This is a genomic window from Lentzea sp. NPDC006480, from assembly GCF_040611995.1.
In the GTDB taxonomy this organism is placed as follows: Bacteria; Actinomycetota; Actinomycetes; order Mycobacteriales; family Pseudonocardiaceae; genus Lentzea.
Map to the genome: position 1 here is coordinate 1 of NZ_JBEXPJ010000336.1, position 2,134 is coordinate 2,134.

2 protein-coding genes are annotated in these 2,134 nt (G+C 71.0%); both read left to right on the top strand.

The window, feature by feature from the left end:
* The first annotated feature begins 141 nt into the window (after positions 1-141).
* The gene (locus ABZX92_RS45715; RefSeq protein ID WP_355572413.1) at positions 142-1,932 is read left to right on the top strand and encodes a 1-deoxy-D-xylulose-5-phosphate synthase; all 1,791 of its coding nucleotides are present in this window, start codon (positions 142-144) and stop codon (positions 1,930-1,932) included.
* Positions 1,929-2,134, top strand: a 206-nt coding sequence (locus ABZX92_RS45720) for a flavodoxin-dependent (E)-4-hydroxy-3-methylbut-2-enyl-diphosphate synthase (RefSeq protein WP_355572415.1), incomplete at its 3' end; no start/stop codon positions are given. The genes ABZX92_RS45715 and ABZX92_RS45720, both read left to right, overlap by 4 nt.

Below are 2,134 nucleotides of genomic sequence, written 5' to 3' on the forward strand. Positions count from 1 at the left end.
TCGTCGAGCAGCTGGTCGAGCGGCTCGCCGAGCTGGGGTACGGCGACGTGGCGGTGCACCGGGTCGCGACCGAGGACGTGGTGTTCTCCCCGCCCGCGCGGCTGACCGATCGAGACCAGAACCGGTGAGGAGCTGTTCCCCATGGCGCTGCTGGAAACCGTGCGCGATCCGGCTCGGCTGCGGGAGCTGACCGCGGCCGAGCTCCGCGACCTCGCCGAGGAGATCCGCTGGTTCCTGATCGAGCGGGTCTCCGCGAGCGGGGGACACCTCGGGCCCAACCTCGGCGTGGTGGAGCTGACCATCGCGCTGCACACCGTCTTCGAGTCCCCGCGCGACAGGTTGTTGTGGGACACCGGACACCAGTCGTACGTGCACAAGATCCTGACCGGGCGCCAGGCCGGGTTCGACCGGCTGCGCAAGACCGGCGGGCTCTCCGGCTACCCGTCGCGCGAGGAGTCCGAGCACGACCTGGTGGAGAACTCGCACGCGTCCACCGCACTGTCCTATGCGGACGGTCTGGCGCGCGCCGACGCCCACCTCGGCCGGCGCGACCGGGCGACTGTCGCGATCATCGGCGACGGCGCGATGACCGGCGGCATGGCCTGGGAGGCGCTCAACAACATCGCGGGCGGTCCTGATCGGCCCCTCGTCATCGTGCTCAACGACAACGGCCGCTCCTACGCGCCCACGGTCGGCGGCCTCGCCGAGCACCTGGCCGAGCTGCGCGCCGCACGTGGGCCCGGTGTGTTCCACCAGCTCGGGCTCGCCTACCTCGGCCCGGTCGACGGCCACGACATCTCCGCCGTCCAGGACGCCCTGCGGCACGCGGCCTCGTTGTGCGCACCGGTGGTCGTGCACGTGATCACGGCCAAGGGCAAGGGATATCTGCACACCGAGAACAACGACCTCGACCTCGGCCACGCGGTCAAACCGATGGACCCCCTGACCGGCAAGGCACTCAAGTCGTCGGGCCGGTCGTTCACCTCGGTGTTCGGCGAGAAGCTGCTGCAGCTGGTCGAGCGGCGCGCCGACCTGGTGGCGATCACCGCCGCGATGACCGAACCGGTCGGCCTGCTCCCGTTGCAGCGCAAGCATCCTGACCGGGTGATCGACGTCGGCATCGCCGAGCAGCACGCGGTCACGATGGCCGCCGGGCTCTCGCTGGGCGGTGTGCACCCGGTGGTGGCGATCTACTCGACGTTCGTGAACCGCGCGCTGGACCAGCTGCTGATGGACGTGGCGCTGCACCGCCGCCCGGTGACGTTCGTGCTCGACCGTTCCGGCGTGACCGGCGACGACGGGCCGAGCCACAACGGCATGTGGGACCTCTCGGTGCTGCAAGTGGTGCCAGGACTGCGGATCGCGGCACCGCGCGACGGCACCCGGCTCGCCGAGCTGCTGGAGGAGGCGGTGGCGTGGGACGAGGGCCCGACGCTGCTGCGCTTCCCCAAGGGTTCCGCCGGCGACGACCTGCCCGCCGTCGCCACGTTCAACGGGCTGGACGTGCTGCGCCGCTCCGGCTCGCTGGACGTGCTGATCGTCGGGATCGGCGCCCTCTCGGGGCTCGCGCTCATGGCCGCCGAAAATCTTGCCGCGCAAGGCATCGGGGTCACGGTGGTGGACCCTCGCTGGGTCACGCCGGTCAACCCCGCGCTCGCGGACCTGGCCCGGCGCCACCGGCTCGCGATCACCGTCGAGGACAACAGCCGTGCGGGCGGTGTCGGTTCCGCGATCTCACAGACGTTGCGGGACAACGACGTGCACACACCGCTGCGCGAGTTCGGCATCCCGAGGCGGTTCCTCAGTCACGGCTCGCGCGCCGAGGTGCTCGCGGCGTGCGGGCTGACCGCGCACGACATCACCGGCGCCGTCGTGGAAATGATCACCGCTCTGGACGCACCCGAACCGATCTGGGCTGGAGTGGAACGATGACCGTGTCCCTGGGCATGCCCAAGATTCCGCTGACCGTTGCCCCGCGCCGGGTCTCCCGCCAGATCAGGGTGGGTCCGGTCGCGGTCGGCGGTGACGCGCCGATCTCCGTGCAGTCGATGACCACCACGCCCACCGCGGACGTCGACGCCACGCTGCAGCAGATCGCTGAGCTCACCGCGGCCGGCTGCGAGATCGTCCGGGT

Bases quoted from the DNA above. Each gene is read 5' to 3' on its own strand.
- ABZX92_RS45715 (WP_355572413.1), top strand. From the start codon at position 142: ATGGCGCTGCTGGAAACCGTGCGCGATCCGGCTCGGCTGCGGGAGCTG.